The sequence below is a fragment of the Arthrobacter sp. NEB 688 genome, assembly GCF_013201035.1.
Taxonomy (GTDB): domain Bacteria; phylum Actinomycetota; class Actinomycetes; order Actinomycetales; family Dermatophilaceae; genus Phycicoccus.
This window is the reverse complement of sequence record NZ_CP053707.1, coordinates 2,565,325-2,582,129: the sequence shown is the minus strand read 5'-3', so window position 1 is coordinate 2,582,129 and position 16,805 is coordinate 2,565,325. Positions and strand designations below refer to the sequence as shown.

16 protein-coding genes are annotated in these 16,805 nt (G+C 72.8%); 5 read left to right on the top strand and 11 right to left on the bottom strand.

Annotation, left to right across the window (positions count from 1 at the left end):
• The first annotated feature begins 4 nt into the window (after positions 1 to 4).
• Genes HL663_RS12050 through HL663_RS12040 form a run of 3 tightly spaced genes read left to right on the top strand, consistent with a single transcriptional unit; the run spans position 5 to position 3,332 of the window.
• Positions 5 to 1,255: an extracellular solute-binding protein gene (locus HL663_RS12050; RefSeq protein ID WP_173028611.1), complete on the top strand. Its 1,251-nt coding sequence runs from the start codon at positions 5 to 7 to the stop codon at positions 1,253 to 1,255.
• A complete protein-coding gene (locus tag HL663_RS12045; protein WP_286175584.1) occupies positions 1,252 to 2,409 on the top strand; it encodes a carbohydrate ABC transporter permease in 1,158 nt (385 codons plus the stop codon). Before HL663_RS12050 ends, HL663_RS12045 begins: the two co-directional genes overlap by 4 nt.
• Positions 2,406 to 3,332, top strand: coding sequence for a carbohydrate ABC transporter permease (locus HL663_RS12040; RefSeq protein WP_173028610.1), 927 nt, complete (start codon positions 2,406 to 2,408; stop codon positions 3,330 to 3,332). The genes HL663_RS12045 and HL663_RS12040 overlap by 4 nt, the downstream gene beginning before the upstream one ends.
• Positions 3,333 to 3,417: 85 nt before the next feature.
• On the opposite strand, the gene HL663_RS12035 is transcribed toward HL663_RS12040, so the two are convergent.
• From HL663_RS12035 to HL663_RS12020, 4 genes are all read right to left on the bottom strand, one after another.
• Entirely contained in the window at positions 3,418 to 6,198 is a 2,781-nt protein-coding gene (locus HL663_RS12035; RefSeq protein ID WP_173028609.1) for an aconitate hydratase, read from the bottom strand.
• 147 nt (positions 6,199 to 6,345) lie between these two features.
• Positions 6,346 to 7,191, bottom strand: coding sequence for an alpha/beta hydrolase family protein (locus HL663_RS12030; RefSeq protein WP_173028608.1), 846 nt, complete (start codon positions 7,189 to 7,191; stop codon positions 6,346 to 6,348).
• Entirely contained in the window at positions 7,188 to 8,483 is a 1,296-nt protein-coding gene (locus HL663_RS12025; protein ID WP_173028607.1) for a class I SAM-dependent RNA methyltransferase, read from the bottom strand. Before HL663_RS12025 ends, HL663_RS12030 begins: the two co-directional genes overlap by 4 nt.
• Positions 8,483 to 10,489 (bottom strand): APC family permease, encoded by a 2,007-nt coding sequence (locus HL663_RS12020; RefSeq protein WP_502709025.1) that lies wholly within the window; start codon positions 10,487 to 10,489, stop codon positions 8,483 to 8,485. Before HL663_RS12020 ends, HL663_RS12025 begins: the two co-directional genes overlap by 1 nt.
• Positions 10,490 to 10,577: 88 nt before the next feature.
• On the opposite strand from HL663_RS12020, the gene HL663_RS12015 reads away from it, so the two are divergent.
• Both HL663_RS12015 and HL663_RS12010 read left to right on the top strand, forming a co-directional pair.
• Positions 10,578 to 11,240, top strand: coding sequence for a potassium channel family protein (locus tag HL663_RS12015; RefSeq protein WP_173028605.1), 663 nt, complete (start codon positions 10,578 to 10,580; stop codon positions 11,238 to 11,240).
• A 17-nt stretch (positions 11,241 to 11,257) separates the two neighbouring features.
• Positions 11,258 to 11,950, top strand: coding sequence for a potassium channel family protein (locus HL663_RS12010; protein WP_173028604.1), 693 nt, complete (start codon positions 11,258 to 11,260; stop codon positions 11,948 to 11,950).
• Positions 11,951 to 11,974: 24 nt separating this feature from the next.
• On the opposite strand, the gene HL663_RS12005 is transcribed toward HL663_RS12010, so the two are convergent.
• From HL663_RS12005 to HL663_RS11975, 7 genes are all read right to left on the bottom strand, one after another.
• Positions 11,975 to 12,691, bottom strand: coding sequence for a DUF3159 domain-containing protein (locus HL663_RS12005; RefSeq protein ID WP_173028603.1), 717 nt, complete (start codon positions 12,689 to 12,691; stop codon positions 11,975 to 11,977).
• On the bottom strand, positions 12,688 to 13,047 hold the full coding sequence (locus HL663_RS12000; RefSeq protein WP_030528994.1) for an OB-fold nucleic acid binding domain-containing protein: 360 nt from the start codon (positions 13,045 to 13,047) through the stop codon (positions 12,688 to 12,690). Before HL663_RS12000 ends, HL663_RS12005 begins: the two co-directional genes overlap by 4 nt.
• On the bottom strand, positions 13,047 to 13,796 hold the full coding sequence (locus tag HL663_RS11995) for a DUF3710 domain-containing protein (protein ID WP_173028602.1): 750 nt from the start codon (positions 13,794 to 13,796) through the stop codon (positions 13,047 to 13,049). The genes HL663_RS12000 and HL663_RS11995 overlap by 1 nt, the downstream gene beginning before the upstream one ends.
• Positions 13,797 to 13,831: 35 nt before the next feature.
• Positions 13,832 to 14,302, bottom strand: coding sequence for a dUTP diphosphatase (gene dut, locus HL663_RS11990; RefSeq protein WP_173028601.1), 471 nt, complete (start codon positions 14,300 to 14,302; stop codon positions 13,832 to 13,834).
• Between the two features lie 14 nt (positions 14,303 to 14,316).
• Positions 14,317 to 14,616, bottom strand: a complete 300-nt coding sequence (locus tag HL663_RS11985) for a DUF4193 domain-containing protein (RefSeq protein WP_173028600.1) — start codon at positions 14,614 to 14,616, stop codon at positions 14,317 to 14,319.
• A gap of 158 nt (positions 14,617 to 14,774) precedes the next feature.
• The gene (locus tag HL663_RS11980) at positions 14,775 to 15,629 is read right to left on the bottom strand and encodes an inositol monophosphatase family protein (protein WP_353654100.1); all 855 of its coding nucleotides are present in this window, start codon (positions 15,627 to 15,629) and stop codon (positions 14,775 to 14,777) included.
• 11 nt (positions 15,630 to 15,640) lie between these two features.
• The gene (locus HL663_RS11975) at positions 15,641 to 16,747 is read right to left on the bottom strand and encodes a ferrochelatase (RefSeq protein ID WP_173028598.1); all 1,107 of its coding nucleotides are present in this window, start codon (positions 16,745 to 16,747) and stop codon (positions 15,641 to 15,643) included.
• Positions 16,748 to 16,805 lie beyond the last annotated feature (58 nt).

The window sequence follows — 16,805 nt, the reverse complement described above, 5'->3', positions numbered from 1 at the left end:
CATGATGACGCGCACGACCCGTACGACCGCCCTGGTCCTCGCCCTCAGCGGCGCCCTTGCCCTGTCCGCCTGTGGCGGAGGCGGATTCGAGGAGGAGGGCGCCTCCAGCGCGCCGGCGTCGGCCAGCGGCCCGGTCGACCTGACGATGCTCATCGCCTCCTCCGGCGACGCCGAGACCAACGCCGTCAAGGCCGCGGCCGACGCGTGGGCCAAGAAGTCCGGCAACAAGGTCACCGTCACCGCGGCGAGCGACATGAACCAGCAGCTCGCCCAGGGCTTCGCGAGCGGCAAGCCCGCCGACGTGTTCTACATGGACGCCTCGCGCTTCGCCGACTACGCGAAGAACGGCAGCCTCTACCCCTACGCCGACCAGCTGTCCGACAACAGCGACTTCTACGAGCCGCTGCGCCAGACCTTCACCTACGAGGGCAAGCAGTACTGCGCCCCGAAGGACTTCTCGACCCTCGCGCTCGAGATCAACACCGACTCCTGGGAGAAGGCCGGCCTGACCGACGCCGACGTCCCGACGACGTGGGAGCAGCTCGAGGCCGTCTCCAAGAAGCTGACCACGAAGGACCAGGTCGGCCTCGGCATCGGCGTCGGCATCGACCGGCTCGGCGCGTTCGTCGTCCAGAACGGCGGCTGGTGGCTCGCCGAGGACGGCAAGAGCGCGACGGCGAACACCCCCGCCGTCACCGACGCCCTCGACTACGTGCAGCGCAACGTCAAGGCCGGCAACTTCAAGATGTCCAACCAGCTCGACTCCGGGTGGGGCGGCGAGGCGTTCGGCACCGGCAAGGCCGCGATGACCATCGAGGGCAACTGGATCAAGGGCGCCGTCAAGAACGACTACCCCGACCTGAAGTACAAGACCGTCGAGCTCCCGGCCGGCCCGGCGGGCAAGGGGACGCTGCAGTTCACCCAGTGCTGGGGCGTCGCGTCCGACTCCAAGGCCCAGGCCCAGGCCGTCGACCTCGTGAAGTCCCTGACCACCGTCGACCAGCAGATGGCCTTCGCCGACGCGTTCGGCGTCATGCCGAGCCGCCAGTCGGCCGCCGCCCAGTACCAGGAGAAGTTCCCGGAGGACGCGCCCTTCATCGCCGGCGGTGAGTACGGCCACGGCCCGATCAACGCCCCCGGGATGGAGCAGGTCGTCGCCGACCTCAACTCCAAGCTCGAGAGCTTCGGCAACGCCAACCTGCCGCAGGTCCTCGGCGGCTTCGACACCAACGCCGGCTCCGCCCTCGGCAAGTGAGCACCGCCGACTCCGTCACGGAGCGCGCCACCGTCGCGGGGACCGGCTCCGGCCGGGCCCCGCGGCGGCGGCGCAGCGGCGACGGCCAGCGCCAGACGACGGCGGGCTGGCTGTTCGTCACGCCCACGCTCGTCGTCCTCGGCCTCTTCCTCGCCATCCCGATCCTCATGGCCCTGTGGGTGTCGTTCACCGACTGGAGCGGCCGCGGGAGCCCGTTCTCCTCGCGCGTCGGCTTCGTCGGCACCGAGAACTACCAGGCGCTGCTCACCGAGCAGGGACTCTCGCGGCAGGACTTCATGATCTCGCTGCGCAACACCTTCTACTACGTCGTCGGCGTCGTCCCCCTCCAGACGGTCCTCGCGCTCGGGCTGGCGGTCATCGTCAACCAGCGCTTCCTCAAGGGCCGCACCTTCTTCCGGACGGCGTTCTACTTCCCGTCGGTGGTCTCGTCGGTGGCGATCTCGCTCGTCTTCCTCTTCCTGTTCACCGGCACCGGCGCCGTCAACCAGTTCCTCGGGATCTTCGGCGTCGACGGGCCGACGTGGTTCTCCGACCCCCGGGGCCTCATCCACCTGCTCGGCCAGGGCCTCGGCCTCTGGAGCATCGACGCGCCACCCGGCGCCCTCGCCGACCACCAGGTGATGAGCCTCTCGCTCTGGGACTGGTTCAGCGGTCCGTCCGTCGCACTCTCGGCGATCATGCTCCAGGTCGTCTGGACCACCGCGGGCACCTTCATGCTCATGTTCCTCGCGGCGCTCCAGGACCTGCCGACCGAGGTCGAGGAGGCCGCGCTCGTCGACGGCGCCAACCGCTGGCAGCGCTTCCGGGCGGTCACCCTGCCGCACCTGCGCCCGACGGTGCTGCTCGTCGTCACCCTCGGGGTCATCGGCACCTGGCAGGTGTTCGACCAGATGTACGTCATGACCCAGGGCGGCCCGGCCAAGACCACGCTGACCCCCGCCTACCTGTCCTACACCTCGGCCTTCGGGCAGCAGCAGTGGGGCCAGGGCGCCGCGATCGCCTTCCTGCTCTTCGTCCTCATCTTCGTGCTGACGACCTTCCAGCGGTTCGTCCTGCGCGACAAGGACGAGGCCGCGGCGAAGAAGGCACGGCGCGCCCAGCGGCGCGCGGCGAAGAAGGAGGTGGCGGCATGAGCGAGCTCGGCATCGACGCCCGCACCCAGGCCCAGGCCGTCCAGGACATGCGGCGGCTCGGCCCGACCGACGGCGGAGGGACCTCTCGCGTCCACCGCAGCGGTCGCGGCAAGAAGCTCGCGGTCTACCTCGCGCTCGTCGCGTTCTCGGTCGTCTACATCTACCCGTTCGTCGTCCAGGTCTCGACGTCGCTCAAGACCAACGGCGACGCCGTGGCCAACCCGCTGGGGATCGTCCCGGACCCGTTGACGACCGCCGCGTTCCAGCGCCTGGCCGAGACCGACTTCCCCCTGTGGTTCACCAACTCGGTCATCGTCACCGTGTGCGTGACGGTCGGGCGGGTCTTCTTCAACTCGCTCGCCGGCTACGCGCTGGCCCGGCTGAAGTTCCGCGGCCGGGACGCGGTGTTCACGGCGATCCTCGCCGTCCTGGCGGTGCCCGGCATCGTGCTGCTCATCCCGAAGTTCCTCGTGCTCAACTACCTCGGGATCTACAACACCTACCCGGCGCTCATCGTCCCGCTGCTCGTCGACGCCGCCGGCGTCTTCATCATGAAGCAGTTCTTCGAGTCGATCCCCCCGTCGGTCGAGGAGGCGGCGCGCATCGACGGTGCCGGGACCTTCCGCATCTTCTGGTCGGTCGTCCTGCCGATGGCCCGGCCGGCGGTCATCACCCTGACGATCCTCTCCTTCCAGGGGTCGTGGAACGAGCTGGCGCACTTCATCATCGCCACCGACGACCCGAGCCTCTTCACGCTCACCCGCGGTGTCGGCCAGCTGACGTCGGGCGGTCTGGGCTCGGGCAACCAGTACCCCATCTCGATGGCGGCCGCGCTGCTCATGACCATCCCGTCGGCGATCATCTTCGCGGTGTTCCAGCGCTACTTCACCCAGGGCGCGAACGCGGGCGCCGAGAAGGGCTGAGACCCCTCGCGGCGACCCCGCGAGGAGACGAGCGCGCCGCCCCGGTCGGTGAGGTCCGGGGCGGCGCGTTCGTGTGTCCGGTGCGTCAGCGCACGAGGCTCCGCAGCACGTACTGGAGGATGCCGCCGTTGCGGTAGTAGTCCGCCTCGCCGGGGGTGTCGATGCGCACGACGGCCTCGAACGAGGTCTCCGTGCCGTCCTCGGAGGTCGCGACGACCGAGACCGTGCGCGGCGTCGAGCCGTCGTTGAGCGCCTCGATCCCCGTGACCGAGAACGTCTCCGTGCCCGTCAGGCCCAGCGACTCGGCGTTCTCGCCCTGCGGGTACTGCAGGGGCAGGACGCCCATCCCGATGAGGTTCGAGCGGTGGATGCGCTCGTAGGACTCGGCGACGACGGCCTTGACGCCGAGGAGCGCGGTGCCCTTGGCGGCCCAGTCGCGCGAGGACCCGGAGCCGTACTCCTTGCCCGCGAGGACGACGAGCGGCACCCCGGCCTCCTGGTAGGCGGCCGACGCGTCGTAGATCGACGTCTGCTCGCCCCCCGCGAGGAAGTTGCGGGTGAAGCCGCCCTCGACGCCGTCGAGGAGCTGGTTGCGCAGGCGGATGTTCGCGAAGGTGCCGCGGATCATCACCTCGTGGTTGCCACGGCGCGAGCCGTAGGAGTTGAAGTCCTTGCGCTCGATGCCGTGCTCGGCGAGGTAGCGGCCCGCGGGGCTGTCGCCCTTGATCGAGCCCGCCGGGCTGATGTGGTCGGTGGTCACCGAGTCGCCGAGCTTGGCAAGAACGCGCGCGCCGCTGATGTCGGAGACCGGCGAGGGCTCCATCTGCATGCCCTCGAAGTACGGGGGCTTGCGGACGTAGGTCGACTCGGCGTCCCATGCGAAGGTGTCACCCTCGGGCGTGGGCAGCGACTGCCAGCGCTCGTCACCGGCGAAGACGTCGGCGTAGTCCTTCTCGAACAGGTCGCGCGTGATCGCGCCGCGGATCGTCTCCTCGACGTCGGCCGGGGCCGGCCAGAGGTCGCGCAGGAAGACGTCGGTGCCGTCGGTGTCCTGGCCGAGGGCGTCGGACTCGAAGTCGAAGTCCATCGTGCCGGCGAGGGCGTAGGCGATGACGAGCGGCGGGCTCGCGAGGTAGTTCATCTTGACGTCCGGGTTGATCCGGCCCTCGAAGTTGCGGTTGCCCGAGAGCACCGCGGTGACGGCGAGGTCGTTCTCCTGGATGGCCGCCGAGATCTCCTCGTGGAGCGGGCCCGAGTTGCCGATGCACGTCGCGCAGCCGTAGCCGACGAGGTGGAAGCCGAGCTTCTCGAGGTAGGGCCACAGGCCGGCCGCCTCGTAGTAGCCGGTGACGACCTTGGAGCCGGGCGCCATCGAGGTCTTGACCCACGGCTTCGCGGTGAGGCCGCGGTCGACCGCGTTCTTCGCGAGGAGCGCGGCGGCGATCATCACCGACGGGTTCGAGGTGTTGGTGCACGAGGTGATCGAGGCGATCGAGACGATGCCGTGGTCGATCTCGAAGCTCGTGCCGTCGGAGAGCGTGACCGGGACGCGGCGGCTCGGGCGGCCGGCGGCGGTGCCCTCGTGGGCCGGCGCCTCGCCACCGTTCTGCCCGTCGGGGCTGCCCTGCGGGGTCGGGTCGGACGCCGGGAAGGACGAGGCCTCGCCGTCGGAGCCCTCCTCGTGCGCGACGTAGGTCGGGAGCACCTCGCGGAAGGCGGTCTTGGCCCGCGTCAGCTCGATGCGGTCCTGGGGGCGCTTCGGGCCGGCGATCGAGGGGACGACCGTCGTGAGGTCGAGCTCGAGCTTCTCGGAGAAGCGCGGCTCGGCGGCCGGGTCGAGCCAGAGGCCCTGCTCCTTGGCGTACGCCTCGACGAGGGCGACGTCCTCGTCGGCGCGGCCGGTGAGGCGCAGGTACTCGAGCGTGACGTCGTCGATCGGGAAGATCGCACAGGTGGAGCCGAACTCGGGGCTCATGTTGCCGATGGTCGCGCGGTTCGCGAGCGGGAGCGCGGTGACGCCGGCGCCGTAGAACTCGACGAACTTGCCGACGACACCGTGCTGGCGCAGCATGTCGGTGATCGTCAGGACGACGTCGGTCGCGGTGACGCCCGGGTTCATCTCGCCGGTCAGCTTGAAGCCGACGACGCGCGGGATGAGCATCGAGACGGGCTGGCCGAGCATCGCGGCCTCGGCCTCGATGCCGCCGACGCCCCAGCCGAGGACGCCGAGGCCGTTGACCATCGTCGTGTGACTGTCGGTGCCGACGCAGGTGTCGGGGTAGGCGACGCCGTCGCGGACCATGACCGTGCGGGCCAGGTGCTCGATGTTGACCTGGTGGACGATGCCGGTGCCCGGGGGGACGACCTTGAAGTCGTCGAAGGCGGTCTGGCCCCAGCGCAGGAACTTGTAGCGCTCGCCGTTGCGCTGGTACTCGATCTCGACGTTGCGCTCGAAGGCGTCGGCGCGGCCGAAGACGTCGATCTGGACCGAGTGGTCGATGACGAGCTCGGCCGGGGCGAGCGGGTTGATCTTCGAGGCGTCGCCGCCGAGGTCCTTCATCGCCTCGCGCATCGTCGCGAGGTCGACGACGCAGGGCACGCCCGTGAAGTCCTGCATGATGACGCGGGCCGGGGTGAACTGGATCTCGGTGTCGGGCTGGGCGTTCTCGTCCCAGCCGCCGAGGGCGCGGATGTGGTCCGCGGTGATGTTGGCGCCGTCCTCGGTCCGCAGGAGGTTCTCGAGGAGGACCTTGAGGCTGTACGGGAGGGACTCGCTGCCCTCGACCGTCGACAGCCGGTAGATGTCGTAGGACTTCTCGCCCACCTCGAGCGTGCCGTGGGCGTCGAAGCTGTTCGTGCTGGCCACCGGGTCTCCTTCCGGGTCGTTGCGTCGTCGCACGGACCCGCTATTTATCTTGACGTCAAGATATCTAACCACACCGGGTCGGTGGCGTCGAGCCTATGCCCGCACCAGCGACGGAGCGCGGCCACGCGAGGGCCGTTCACCGGGTGGTCAGAGCGCGTCGAGGACCTCGACCGTCCGCGCCCAGGCGTCGGAGCCGACGTCGACCTGGTCGAGGTGGTCGCCCGGGACCTCGACGAGCGTGGCCTCTCCCCCGGCCGCGCGCGCCGCGGCGACGTAGGCCTGCGACTGGGCGATCGGCACCGTCCCGTCGTCCGCGCCGTGGACGCACCACACCGGCACGTCGAGCGGCACGAGGGCCGTGGGGTCGGCCCACGCCCACGCGTCGGGGCGCTCCTGCGGCGAGCCGCCGAGGAACCCCGGGACCGCTCCCCCGCCGAGATCCTCGGCGTCGGCGGTGCGCAGGTCGAGGACACCGGCCTGGGACACGACGTGGGTGGGGACGACCCGCGCGGCCCGCCACCGGTCCAGCCGCGTCCGAGCCGCGGCCCAGACCGCGAGCTGGCCGCCCGCCGAGTGGCCGAGGGTCACGACCCGGCGGTCGCCGAGGCCCCGGTCGGCGAGGAGGTCGAGCGCGGCGGAGACGTCGTCGAGCGTCGCCGGCACGCCTCCCCCGTCGCCGACCCGGCGGTACTCGACGGCCAGCGCCGTCCAGCCGCGGCGCACGAGGTCGGCCGCGAGCGGGCGCGCCAGCGAGACGTCGTACTCGGCGAGCCAGAAGCCGCCGTGCAGCACGACGACGACGCCCCGCGAGTCACCGACGGGACGCGTCAGCTCGACGAACTGCGCCGGGTGCGGGCCGTAGGGGATGCGCTCGGCCGCCGGCGCTCCCGGGGACGCGTCGCCGGCGTCCGGCGACGACGAGCAGCCGGCGGCCAGCAGCGGGGCCCCGAGCGCGGACGCCAGCAGGGCGCGCCGCCCGGGCCGCCCGCTCACGCCGACGCGGGCTCGAAGAGGGCGACGCACTCGACGTGGTGCGTCATCGGGAAGGCGTCGAAGGCTCGCAGCGACACGAGCCGGTACCCGCGCGCCAGCAGAGCCGCGGTGTCGCGGGCGAGGGCGGCGGGGTCGCACGCGACGTAGGCGACGGCCCGCGGGGCGAGGTCCGCGACGGCCCCGACGACGGCCGGGCCGGCCCCGGTGCGCGGCGGGTCGAGGACGACGACGTCGGCCCGCTGCGGCAGCAGCGGCGAGCGGGCCGGTCGCCGCCCACGGCTGCGTCCCGTCCCGCGGCGCCGGTCGGTGCGCGCCAGCCCGAACGCGTCGTCGACCCGTGCCCCGAGGACGGCGACGTTGCCCGCGGGGCCGAGGTCGGCGCTCGCGCGCTCGACGGCGTCGCGGTCGGCCTCGACGGCGACGACCTGGCCCTCGTGGCCCACGGCCTCCGAGAGAGCGGCGGCGAACAGGCCGACCCCGCTGTAGAGGTCGAGCGCGCGCTCCCCCGGCCGCACCCGCAGGCCGTCGAGGACGGCGGTGAGGAAGGTCGTCGCGGCGCCCGGGTGCACCTGCCAGAAGCCGCGGGCCGACACGGTGAAGTCGTGGGCGAAGCCCGGGCGACCCTCGGTGGCCGCGACCTCGACCCGCTCGGTGACCTCGGCGACCGGCCCGCCGGGCACCTCGACCGCGACGGGCGCACCGACGGAGGGCGCGACGGCGTCGACCGCCTCGGCGCCCGGCCAGGTGCGCTCGGTGACGCGCAGCACGTCGACCCCGGGGGCAGCGATGCGGCAGTGGTCGACCGGCACGACCTCGTGCGAACGGTGGCGGCGCAGGCCCGCACGACCCTCGGCGTCGACGGCGAACTCGACGCGGGTGCGCCAGTCCAGGCCGCCGTCGTCGCCGGGCACCGGCTCGACCTCGACGTCGACCTCGAGCCCGGCGAGGCGGCTCATCTGCTCGCGGACGACACCGGCCTTGAGGCGGCGCTGGCCGTCGAGCGCGACGTGCTGGAGGTCGCAGCCGCCGCAGCGGCCGGGGCCGCTCCACGGGCAGGGCGGCGTCACGCGGTCCGCGGAGGCCTCGATCACCTCGACGGCGTCGGCGCGCACGAAGCGTCCGCCGGAGCCGAGCTCGGTGACCCGGGCCCGCACCCGCTCGCCGGGAAGTGTGTGCCGCACGAAGAGGACCTGGCCCGCGGCCCGCGCGATGGAGTGGCCGCCGTGGGCGAAGGCCGTGACGTCGACGTCGACCTCGTCGCCGACCGCGAGGCCCTCGGGGTGCTCCGCCATCACTCGCCGCGGCGGACGTCGCCGGCGACCGGGCCGTCCATCCGCTCCTCGGCGCCCTCGGACGACGCGAGCTGCCACGGCACCGACGACACCATGACGCCGGGCGTGAAGAGCAGGCGGGTGCGCAGCCGCAGCGCGCTCTGGTTGTGCAGGATCTGCTCCCACCAGTGCCCGACGACGTACTGCGGGATGTAGACGACGACGATGTCGCGCGGGTTGTCGGTGCGGATCGACTTGACGTAGTCGAGCACCGGCCGGGTGATCTCGCGGTACGGGCTGTCGAGGGCCTTGAGGGGCACCGGGATGTCGCGCCGGTCCCACTCCTGCTGCAGGCCCTTGGTCTCGTCGGCGTCGACCGAGACGGTGATCGCCTCGAGCACCGACGGCCGGGTGGCCCGCGCGTAGGCCAGCGCCCGCAGCGTCGGCTTGTGGATCTTCGCCACGAGGACGATGGCGTGGACGCGCGAGGGCAGCATCTGCGCCTTGGTGTCGCGCTCCTCGACGCTCAGCTCGTCACGGACGTGGTCGTAGTGCTTGCGGATCGCGAGCATGAGGAAGAACAGGACCGCCATCGCCGCGATCGCGTAGCCCGCGCCGTGGGTGAACTTCGTGAGCAGCACGACGACGAGCACCGTGCCCGACATCGCCGCCCCGATGGCGTTGATGACGCGGCTGCGCATCATCCGGGCCCGCGCCGACGGGTCCCGCTCGACGCGCAGGAACCGGTTCCAGTGCCGCACCATCCCGATCTGCGACAGCGTGAACGACACGAAGACGCCGACGATGTAGAGCTGGATGAGCCGGGTGACGTCGGCGTTGAACACGACGACGAGCGCGGCGGCCGCGCCGGCGAGGATGAGGATGCCGTTGGAGAAGGCGAGCCGGTCGCCGCGGGTGTGCAGCTGGCGCGGCAGGAACCCGTCGCGGGCGAGGATCGAGCCGAGGACCGGGAAGCCGTTGAAGGCCGTGTTCGCGGCGAGCACGAGGATGAGGCCGGTGACGATCGAGACGACGACCACCCCGAGGTGGAAGTCGGAGAAGACGGCCTTCGACACCTGGCCCATGACGGTGTCCTGGATGTAGCCGTCGCCGACCGGGACCCCGTCGCGCAGCAGCTGGTTGGCCTCGTCGTCGGCGTAGTGCACGCCGGTCCAGGAGGCCAGCGTGATCATCGACATGAGCATCGTCACCGAGACCACGCCCATGAGGAGCAGGGTCGTCGCGGCGTTGCGGCTCTTGGGCTTCTTGAACGCCGGGACGCCGTTGGAGATGGCCTCGACGCCGGTGAGCGCCGCGCAGCCGGACGAGAAGGCGCGCAGCAGCAGGAAGGCCATCGCGACGGTGCCGAGCTCCTCGAAGCCGCTCTCGGCGCGCAGGGTCAGCGAGGCGCTCTCGGCGAGCGGGAGGTCCCCGGAGACCTTGCGGAAGAAGCCGAACGCCGCCATCCCGAGGACGCTGGCCATGAAGAGGTAGGTGGGGATGGCGAAGGCCGTCCCCGACTCGCGCACGCCGCGCAGGTTCATCGCCGTGAGCGCGACGATGATGAGCACCGCGACGATCGCCTCGTGCCCGCGGACGAACCCGAAGGCGGCCGCGGCGTTCTGCACGCCCGACGAGACGGACACCGCCACGGTGAGGACGTAGTCGACGAGCAGCGCGCTCGCCACCGTCAGGCCGGCGCGCGGGCCGAGGTTGACGCTCGCGACCTCGTAGTCACCGCCGCCGCTGGGGTAGGCGTGCACGTTCTGCCGGTAGCTCATGATGACGATCGCCATGACGACGACCACGACGAGCGCGATCTTCCACGACTGCGTCAGGGCGAGCGTCCCGCCCGCCAGGCCGAGGGTCAGGAGGATCTCGTCGGGGGCGTAGGCCACCGACGACAGCGCGTCGCTCGCGAAGACGGGCAGGGCGAGCTTCTTCGGCAGGAGCGTCTCGCCGAGACGGTCGCTGCGCATCGCCCGCCCGAGGATGACGCGCTTGACGAGACGTCCGGGTGTTGACACGAGGACAACTGTAGGCAGAACCGCACGCCACGCGTGCACGTCCCGGACTGCGGTCCGTCCGCTGCGGGCGCGTAGTAGCGTCCCTGTCGTGCACTTCGTGATCATGGGCTGCGGCCGTGTCGGCGCCTCGCTCGCCCGAGCCCTCGAGCGAGCCGGCCACGAGGTCGCCGTCGTCGACCAGGAAGAGGACGCCTTCCGGCGCCTCGGCACCTCCTTCGAGGGGCGCACGGTCACCGGCGTCGGCTTCGACCGCGACACGCTGCGGGCGGCCGGCATCGAGGACGCCTACGCCTTCGCCGCGGTCTCCAGCGGCGACAACTCCAACATCCTCGCCGCCCGCGTGGCCCGCGAGAAGTTCGGCGTCGAGAACGTCGTCGCGCGCATCTACGACCCCGGTCGCGCCGAGATCTACCAACGGCTGGGCATCCCCACCGTCGCCACGGTCAAGTGGACGAGCGACCAGATGCTGCGCCGGCTGCTCCCGCAGGGCCACGTGCCGGAGTTCACCGACCCGTCGGGCCACGTCGTCATCGCCGAGATCCCGGTCACCGCCGCGTGGATCGGCCGCCGCTTCAGCGAGCTCGAGACGGCCACCGAGGGCCGGCTCGCCTACGTGACCCGGCTCGGCGACGGGTTCATCCCCGGCACCGACACCGTCTACCAGGAGGGCGACCTCGTGCACCTCGCCCTGCTGCGCGAGCACCTCGCCACCGCCGAGCGCGTCCTCGACGCGCCGCCCCCCGCCCACTGACCCCGAAAGGCTCCTTCATGCGCGTCGTCATCGCCGGAGCGGGCTCGGTCGGGCGGTCCATCGCCCGCGAGCTCATCCGCAACGGCCACTCGGTGCTCCTCGTCGACCGTGAGGCCGACGGCGAGCGCGTCTCGAAGGTCCCCGACGCCAGCTGGCTGCAGGCCGACGCCTGCGAGATCGACACCCTCTCCGAGGCCGGGCTCGCCGAGTGCGACGTCGTCGTCGCCGCGACCGGTGACGACAAGGTCAACCTCGTCCTCTCGCTCCTCGCGAAGACCGAGTTCGGCGTGCCGCGCACCGTCGCCCGCGTCAACAACCCGAAGAACGAGTGGATGTTCGACGAGGCCTGGGGCGTCGACGTCGCCGTCTCGACCCCGCGCCTGATGACCGCCCTCGTCGAGGAGGCCGTGAGCGTCGGCGACCTCGTGCGCATCTTCGAGTTCCAGCAGGGCCGGGCGATGATGGTCGAGATGACCCTGCCGCTCGGCAGCCCCTACGCCGGCGCGCGCGTCGGCGACGTGCCCTTCCCCGCCGACACCGTCCTCACCGGCATCATCCGCGACGGGCACCCGATCGCGCCGAGCCGCGACGACGCGCTCGAGCCGCTCGACGAGCTCCTCTTCGTCACCACGCCCGAGGCCGAGTCCGACCTCGAGTCGCTGCTCTCCCCCGGTCGCCGCCAGAAGCGCGAGGAGGACGAGGGCGCCTGAGCCGCAGGCGCCTTCGGACGCCGCTCAGGCGTCGCGACCGGCCAGCGGCTCGTCGGCGCCGTCGCCCGCGGCGGGCCCGCGACCGGGCTCCAGCGGGGTGTGGCCCGAGACGAGCAGCCAGCCCATGACGGCGATCCCGCCCACCCACAGCGGCCAGCCGAGGACGACCTTGGCGACACCCAGCAGCGCCACCTGCTCGCCGAGGTAGAGCGGCACCATGACGGCGAGCCGGATGACGTAGAGCGCGACGAGCACCCACGTGAGCCGGACGCAGACGCGGACCATCCCGGCGTCGCGGCGCCAGCCGAACGGGTCCTCGGCGGCGCGGGGGTCCCCGGCGCCGACGATGAAGCCGACGGCGGGCCAGCGGGTGAGGATCGAGACGACCGTCGCGACGAGGAAGCCGGCGCTCGTGAGGATGCCGGGCAGGAAGGCGTCCTGGGCCTCGCCGGAGCGCAGCGCGAAGAACGCCGCGATGCCGGTCGCGAGGACCGCCCCCAGCACGTGCTGGAGCGAGGAGCGCTGGACGAGGCGCAGCACCGCGAGGACGAGCGCCACGCCGATCGCCGTGATCGCCGCGACCTTGACGTCGTGGTCGGTCACCGACCACGCGACGACGAAGACGACCGTGGGCAGGGCGGTCTCGACCGAGCCACGCCACCCGCCGAGCGCCACCGAGAGGCGGTGGCGGATCAGCGCCTCGACGGTCTCGGCCGCGGGCGCAGGCGTGGCGGCGCTCACTGCTTCGGGAGGATCTCGTAGGCCGGGTTGAAGATCGTCTGCACGCCCCGGACCGTCGTGACCCGCCCGCGGGCCCGGACGAAGGTCCCCGGCTCGATGCCGCCGATCGAGCGACGGCCGACCCAGACGAGGTTGACCGCGCCCTTGCCGTCCCAGACCTCGGCGACGAGGGCGGGCACGCTGCGGCGCGGCGGCAGCGTCACGGCGCGGACCGAGCCGCACACGCAGGCCGAGAAGCGCGGCGCGAGGGCCGACAGGTCGTCGCCGCCCTCGGACGCCGACTGCTGCTGGAGCTCGTCGGCGTCCTGCTCCAGCGGCGTGCGCGAGAGGTCGCGCAGGCGCTCGCGGAGGGTCATCACCGCACCTCGGTGATCTCGGGGCCGCGCTCGAACGGGTCGAGCGTCGTGGTGCCGTCGGCGTCGTCGGCCTCCTCGACGGGGGCCTGCTCGTCGGGGCCGTCGGTCGGCAGGCGCAGCGGCAGCAGCTCGCGCGGGGCCATCGGGTCCGTGCCGCGGACGACGACGACCTGGCGCAGGACCTCGAGGAGCGGCTCGGCCGCCTCGTCGTCGATGGCCGCGCGGCCGGAGAGGACCCCGCGCAGGAACCAGCGGGGGCCGTCGACGCCGACGAAGGTCGCGGGCGCGAAGACGGTGCGCCCGTCGGGGCCGGCGGAGGGCAGGCGCGTGCGCAGCCGGGTGCCGAGGTCGCTCACGACCTCCTCGACGGTGCCGCCCTGGCGCTCGACGGACATCGCGATCTCGCGGCGGATGTCGGTCCACAGGCCCTCGGTGCGGGGTGCGGCGAAGGCCTGCATCTGCAGGGCCGAGTCGCCGACGACGGCGGTCGCGGCGTTGACGACCTGCGTCTCCTGCTCGACCTCGAGGCGCAGCTCCATCCCCGCGACACCGCGCACCCAGAGGGCGCCGAGGTCCAGGCGACCGTCGCGGCCGTCGACCTCGCTGACGTCGAAGGGGCCGCCGGTGCGGTCGGCCGACTCGGCCTCCGGCGCCTCGGTGGCGTCGTCCTCGACGGTGGTGGCGTCCTCGGCCTCCGGCGCGGACGCCGGCTCGGTCTCGGTGCGCTTGCTCCTGCGGAAGATGCTCACGGCGGTGGTCCTCGAAACGTGTGGTGGTCGGTGGGTCAGGCGGTGTCGGTCGGGCCGAAGCCCCCGGTGGACCCGTGTCCAGTCTCTCCCCGGGCGCTGCCGGGAAGCGAATCGGCGGCGGAGAAGTCCGCGTGGAGGTACTCCTGGACGACGAGCTGGGCGATCCGGTCACCGACGCGCACCGTGAAGCTCTCGGTGGGGTCGAGGTTGACCAGGTTGACCAGGACCTCGCCGCGGTAGCCGGAGTCGACGGTGCCGGGAGCGTTGACGATGCTCACGCCGTGCCGGGCCGCGAGGCCCGAGCGGGGGTGCACCAGCCCCACGGTGCCGGGGGGCAGCGCCAGCGCGATGCCCGTCGGGACGAGGGCCCGCTCCCCCGGGGCCAGGGTCACCTCGGCGACGCTGCTGAGGTCGGCCCCGGCGTCCCCCTCCCGGCCGTAGCGCGGGAGGACGGCGTCGTCGTGCAGCCGCCGGACGGCGACGGGCACACGGGTCGGGCCTCCCACGGGTGCGGTCGTCCTCAGGCCGCGCAGTCGCGGCAGACGAGGGCGCCGCCGGCGTCGCTCGCGAGCTGGCTGCGGTGGTGGACGAGGAAGCACTGCGAGCAGGTGAACTCGTCCGCCTGGCGCGGGAGCACCCGCACCGAGAGCTCCTCGCCCGAGAGGTCGGCGCCGGGCAGCTCGAAGCCCTCGGCCTGCTCGGTCTCGTCGATGTCGACGCTGGAGGAGCGCGAGTCGACGCGCCGGTTCTTCAGCTCCTCGATCGAGTCCTCGGAGACGTCCTCCTCGGTCTTGCGAGGAGCGTCGTAGTCGGTAGCCATCTGGGTTCCACCCTTCGTCGTGGCGATCGGCCCGGACAACGCACGGGGTGGCGTCTTTGTGCCCGGTGGGACGATCGTGCGCGCCAGATTGTGCACCATCCCCCGACGCCCCCGCCACGCGGGTCCAGCCCCCGACCCGGGCCGGCCGGGCCGGTGCGTCAGGCGGGCTGCCCGAGGCTCCCGACGTGCCGTGCGGTGAGGGGCCGCACGAGCGCCGCGAGGGCCTCCGCGAGCCCCGGGGCGGCGGCCCAGGTGAGGTCGCGCGAGGCGACCTCGTCGGTGCTGCCGCCGACGACGGCGCCGGCCTCGCGGGCCACGAGCTCGCCGGCGGCGCGGTCCCAGGCGTTGAGGCCGCTCTCGTAGTAGGCGTCGAGCCGGCCGGTGGCGACGGCGCAGAGGTCGAGGGCGGCGCTGCCGTGCCGGCGCACGTCGCGCACGCGCGGGAGGACCTCGGCCAGGACGGTGGCCTGCCGGGCGCGGACCGCGGCGTCGTAGCCGAACCCGGTGCCGACGAGCGCGAGCGCGAGGTCGTCGGTGGCGCGGACCCGCAGGCGCCGGGTGCCGGCGCCGCTCGTCAGCCAGGCACCACCCCCGAGGTGGGCGTGGTGCAGCTCGTCGCGCTCGGGGTCGAGGACGGCGCCGGCGACGCCGCGCCAGGCCCCCGGCCGGGTCGGGTCGCCGACGACGGCCGCCACCGAGACCGCGTACGCCGGCACGCCGTAGAGGTAGTTCGTCGTCCCGTCGATGGGGTCGACGACCCACGTGACCCCGCTGGTCCCCTCGCGGCCGCCCTCCTCCTCGCCGAGCACGGCGTCGTCGGGGCGCAGCGCGCCGAGGCGCTCGAGCAGCAGCTCCTGGCTGCGCTGGTCCATCTCGGTCACGACGTCGGTGCCCGTGGACTTGGTGCTGAAGCCGAGGTCGGCCGGCCGCTCGTCGCGCACGAGCGCGCCGGCCTCGCGCGCGACGCGGCAGGCGACGTCCTCGAGGTGGGCGAGGTCGAGCCCGGCGGGCACGTCGGGGAGCATCAGTCGCTGCCGCAGAGGGCCGGCTTCGCGACCCGCAGGTTCGGGCAGCACCCGGGTGCGCAGGTCGAGGGCCGGACGTCGCCGGGCAGCCACGACTCGGGGACGACGACCTCGCCGCGCGCCTCGGCGGCCCGCTCGAGCAGGAGGTCGACGAGGCCCTCGACGAACTCGTCGTCGGCATGCGGCGTGGGGACGCGGACGAAGGGCACCCCGACGCGCTCGGCGGTCTCGGCGGCCTCGGTGTCGAGGTCGTGGACGACCTCCATGTGGTCGGACACGAAGCCGATCGGGACGCAGACGACGGGGGCCTTCGACTCGGCGGCCAGCTCCTCGATGCGGTCGTTGACGTCCGGCTCGAGCCACGGCTGGCTCGGCGGGCCGGAGCGCGAGCAGAAGACCAGCTCGCCGCGCAGCTCGACGCCCAGCTCGGCGCCGACGACCTCGTCGAGCCGGCGGCCCAGGCGCAGGTGCTGGTCGGTGTAGAGGTTGCCCTCGCCGTCGCCCGGCCCGGACGTGTCGTCCATCGCGAGCGGGATCGAGTGCGTGACGTAGAGGATGCGCGCGGCGGCCGGGTCGTCGAGGCCGCGCAGCGCGGTGGCGAGCGCCCGGGCCCACGCGGCGCCCAGGCGCGGGTGGTGGACGTACTGGCGCACCTTGTCCACGTGGAGGCCGTCGCCGGCCGGGCCGACCTGCTCCATCGCGCTCGCGAGGTCCTCGCGGTACTGCCGGCACGAGGAGTAGCAGGAGTAGGCGCTCGTGAAGAGCGAGACGACCCGCGTGGCTCCGCCGTCGAGGGCCTCGTGCAGGGCGTCGGCGAAGAAGGGCTCGGAGTTGCGGTTGCCCCAGACGACCGGGACCTCGATGCCGCGCCGCTCCAGCTCGGCCCGCAGGCGGGCGAGGAGGTCGCGGTTGAGGTCGTTGATCGGGCTGCGGCCGCCGCGGGCGTAGTAGTGCTCGCCGACGGCCACCAGCCGCTCGTCGGGGATGTTGCGGCCGGCCGTCACGCGCCGGAGGAAGGGCATCACCTCGTCCTCGGACTCGGGCCCCCCGAAGGAGCCCAGCAGGACGACGTCGTAGGGGGCGAGGTCGCCGGTCGCAGCGGTCATGGCACGAGGTTATCCGGGCAATCGACGGACACCCGGCGTGGGCTCCACCCTCGACATG